The sequence below is a fragment of the uncultured Fibrobacter sp. genome (assembly GCF_900316465.1).
Lineage (GTDB): Bacteria > Fibrobacterota > Fibrobacteria > Fibrobacterales > Fibrobacteraceae > Fibrobacter.
In genome coordinates this window covers 572-4,931 of record NZ_ONDD01000056.1, presented here as the reverse complement: position 1 = coordinate 4,931, position 4,360 = coordinate 572, and the positions used below count along the sequence as shown (strand labels likewise).

Sequence of the window (4,360 nt, the reverse complement as noted above, 5' to 3'; positions counted from 1 at the left end):
GTAGTTGCCGCATCGTCGCTTGTGATGGCAAGCCTGTTTAGCGCATTCATTCTGGTACCCCTGCCCGGACTTCGCGAATTTGGAATTTTGGGCGCTATCGGTAGCTTGCTCAACCTGATGGTTTGTCCGCTGCTTACGGCATCGCTCTTGCTGCTTCTACAACGAAAGAAACCCTTCGACATCAGTTTCAGCAGCATTACACCCAATCACCGCAAGCGCCTGTTTTCGTTCAAGACCAACTGGATTATCATTGTCGTTATCAGTATTGCGAGTGCAACCGCTTGGCTTTACAGCGGAACGAACCTGACCTTCCTCTATGATTTCAAGAAGACTGAAATGCAACTGGAAGAACGCGAAGCGAGAGCCCTGATGGCAGAAACCGGTTTTTCGACCTACGACCCGATTATCGTGATGTTGCCCGATTCGTCTTATAACGACGACCTGGTAGAAAACTTTGAACACCTGCAGCAGAAAGGCCGACTCAAAGATTTGGGCAAAATCTATACGCAATACCAGTTCTTACCCAAAGTCAGCATCGAGAAAAAGCACAAAATCGAAACGCTGAAAAAATTGATTACTGAGGACGTTCTTTCGAGGCTGAGTCCCAAGGATAGTGCATCGATTGTCGAAATGTTCGACAACTACGAGAACGACGTCAAGGAATTCGTACTGTCTGAAAACATCCGCCGCAAATTCGCGGACAAAAGAGACAATCCGGGTGTTTTCGCCTTCATTATTCCCAGTTCCGACCCGAACAACGGTCTCACCTGTCGTCATATCGCCAAGCAGCTGCAACAACTTGACGGAATCCACGACAAGACCTACAAGATTTGCGGAACCCCGATTCTGAGAGCTTCACTCCTGGACACCATTCTAGGGAACATCAACAAGTCCATTCTCTTGGGAACCGTTCTGCTCTGGATTATCCTCTTGATGTTCTACAACAAATTGAGCCGAGCCTTCTTCACCTTGTTGCCGTCGCTGTTTGCCATGAGCTGGGTTACCATTTTGGTTCATGTATTCAACATCCAGATTTCGGCATACAGCTCTATCGCCTTTGTACTCTTGATTGGCGCAAGTGTCGACGGATCCTTGCAGCTTTGGTCTTCGTACTACGAAAAACAAGGCGGAAACGCCTGGAGCGTTCTGCAGACAAAACTGATTTCGGTCATGATTGCACAGGGAGCTTCGTTCATCGGAGCAATCGCCATGCTGTTCTCGTCACACCCGGGAATCAATGGCATGGGCCTGATTGCAGCGCTCGGACTTGTTTGCATCTTTATTTCGCATTTTACCATTTACCCCTTGGTGGCAAGCACCTTGGACGCCTACCGCATTTTGAAAAAGGCTAAACTCAGACATGAAAGACTTATCCACAAGAACTCTTAATATCGCCGCCTCTTTAACCGTCGCTATCGACACCTTGGCAAAACAGATGATTGCCGATGGCAAAGACGTTGTAAGCCTGGGTGCCGGCGAACCCGATTTTCCGACTCCGACCCCAATTCAAGATGCAGCCTGCAAGGCCATTCGCGAAGGCAAGACCCGCTACACCGCTCCCGTAGGCATTCTCGAAGTGCGCAAGGCCGTGGCCGAAAAACTGAAAGTCGAAAACGGTCTGAACTACAAGCCCGAACAGATTATCATGACAAGCGGTGCCAAGCACGCCGTGTTCAACTCGCTTGCAGCCTTGGTCAACGAAGGCGACGAAGTGATTATTCCGGCACCGTACTGGGTGACTTACCCGGAACTGGTGAAATGGCTCGGCGGAAAGCCGGTGATCGTAAACACCAAGATTGAAGACGGGTTCAAGATTAAGCCCGAAGCCCTGAAGGCAGCCATTACCGCAAAAACCAAGGCAATCCTCTTGAACAACCCTTGCAACCCGACAGGAGCCGTTTACAGCAAGGCCGAACTCGAAGCTCTTGCCAAGGTGATTGTCGAAGGTGACATTTACTGTATTTCGGACGAAGTGTACGAATACTTCACCTACGACACGGAATTCTGCTCTGCAGCAGCACTGCCCGGCATGGCCGAACGCACCATCGTGATTAACGGTTTCTCCAAGTCGCACTGCATGACCGGTTGGCGTATCGGTTACGATGCCGCTCCGGCTGAAATCGCAAAGATAATCGGCAAGATTCAAGGACAGGCAACGCACCACCCGAGCAATGTGGCTCAGTATGCGGCCCTCGGTGCCTTGCAGATGGACAAGAGCAATGTTCACGCCATGCAGGCAGCTTTCCGCAAGCGCCGCGACTACATGCTCAAGCGCACCGCCGAAATTCTGCCGGAACCGTGCCATGCTCCCGAAGGAGCCTTCTACCTGTTCGCGCCTGTCAAGAGCTTCTACGGCAAGAAGACACCTGAAGGTAAAGTGATTGGCGGTTCCATTGAACTCTGCGAATACCTGTTGCAGTCACAGGGGCTCGCCATTGTTCCGGGAGCCGCCTTCGGTGACGATAGCTGCGTGAGATTCTCTTATGCCGCCAGCGACGAAACCTTGCAGAAGGCATGCGACAGATTTATTAGAGGCCTTAGCGAACTGAAATAATGCAGTCGTTTAGAATCATCACTCCGCAGATTGGCGAGCCGTTCACCATCGGTCGCAAGCCAGATAATTCTCTGGTGCTTGACAACCCGATGGTTTCGCGCTACCATGCGGTGCTGGAATTCGAAGACAAGCATTGGAACTTGAAAAACCTCACGCAGAACAGCGTGACACAAGTCAACGGGAACGATGTCGAATCGGCTGTGCTTGAAGATGGCGACACCCTTCAGATAGGCCCGATGCAGCTCCGCGCCACACTCAAGCGCGGCCACTTGCAGCTCTTGCTGATGGAATCGGTTGAGCGCGACCTGGTGCAAACCAAGCCCCTAAATAACGCTTGGGAATCTCTCGATAGCCTGCACATGGATATTCCCGAAGGCACTTGCGCGAGACTCCATTCCGGAAAAGCCGAAATCAGCTTTAAAGACAAGATTGTCAATACGCAAGGGAAATCCTCCCGTCTGATTCAGCTGGAAGAAGTGGACGCAACGGGTACTATCTCTGACCGGCACTTATATCTGAACCGTTCTGATTATGAAAAACTGCCAGGTTCGTGGCAGGAAAAGCTGGATTTATACCTGGAGTATTGCCGTCCGGAATACACAGCCCGTTCCTGGGCGCTAAAGCGCCATTACTGTTCCAAAGCATTATTATTCTTTACAGATAATGGCATCACAGATTTGGACGGCTTCACATATGATACGATTTTTATGCTGGCAGGAACGGAGACCTTCTGCTCGAAGGATACCAAAGCATTGACTATAAATCATGCGGCACAGATGCTGCAATTCTGGGCTGCTGAAGGCCTGTGTCCTGAAAACTTCCACCTTCTCTTGAATAGTGATCTGTATCCGCAGATTTTAAGGTTGGCAGATTTTCCTGATTCCGCCAAAGATATCATACAAAAAGCTTCCGTCGAAAGCCTGGACTTCCCTGCCAGTGAATTCCGGGACACCATTTCGCCTTTTAAGGAAGCCCTGAGCTGCCACGGATATGTCGGGACTACGCTTTACCTCGCAGATCACGCGCTGACAGTGCTGTATCTGTTTCTTGATATCCATTCATTGGGCTTTCATCCGGATATCATGTGGGCATGGTTTTCGGAGATCAAAAAGAGCCTTGGGCACTCCTGGCTTCACTGGCGACGTGTGCTGAAGACTTATGAAGACTATACTCTTTATGGAGATATACTTCCGGATTCGAAGTACCAGTATGAAGCATCTTCTTTTGACCTCCTCCCGGATTGGTGCAGACAGGCAATCGACGGTTTCCTGAATCAGAAAAGACGCGAATTACGGGAAAAGGGAACGGTAAGAAGTTATCGTTATTCCTGCATCCGTTTCTGCAGGTTCCTTCTGGAAAACGGACACGAGAGTTTCAAAAACCTTTGTCCGACTGTCATAAAGGCTTTTTCCAAGCAGGATGAGCACAAGACTTTCAAAGGCCGTGCAAGCACCTTTGTGGTCGTCCGCGGTTTTCTCTGTTATCTTCATGAAAACCATTATACAGAAGCACCAAATCTGGACAGATGCCTGGCCTCCGGAACAGCGCCCGTTGAAAAAATCGTCGATGTGCTGACAGACGATCAGATGAAAAGGATTGATGACTTCCGGAAAACTCACCGCGAACCAATTGAATTACGCGATATAGCGATCGTGCTGCTGGGAGTCCGGATGGGGCTTCGTGCCTCCGACGTCCTAAATCTTCGATTTTCTGATATTGACTGGATAAAGCATGAAATATCCATAATTATGATTAAAACGAAAACGCAGATTAATCTCCCATTGCCGGTCGAGATCGGGAACGCGA

At 49.8% G+C, this 4,360-nt stretch carries 3 protein-coding genes (1 of these 3 only partly in view); all 3 read left to right on the top strand.

What is annotated here, in order from left to right:
* Positions 1-1,389 (top strand): MMPL family transporter (locus QZN53_RS12905; RefSeq protein WP_163439320.1); only part of this gene is annotated, 1,389 nt, incomplete at its 5' end.
* The gene (locus QZN53_RS12900; protein ID WP_163439319.1) at positions 1,361-2,554 is read left to right on the top strand and encodes a pyridoxal phosphate-dependent aminotransferase; all 1,194 of its coding nucleotides are present in this window, start codon (positions 1,361-1,363) and stop codon (positions 2,552-2,554) included. The genes QZN53_RS12905 and QZN53_RS12900, both read left to right, overlap by 29 nt.
* On the top strand, positions 2,554-4,360 hold the 5' portion of the coding sequence (locus tag QZN53_RS12895; RefSeq protein ID WP_163439318.1) for a tyrosine-type recombinase/integrase. The gene runs 362 nt beyond the window's last position; 1,807 of the gene's 2,169 nt are visible here — the first part of the coding sequence; its start codon is at positions 2,554-2,556; the stop codon falls past the right edge of the window. Before QZN53_RS12900 ends, QZN53_RS12895 begins: the two co-directional genes overlap by 1 nt.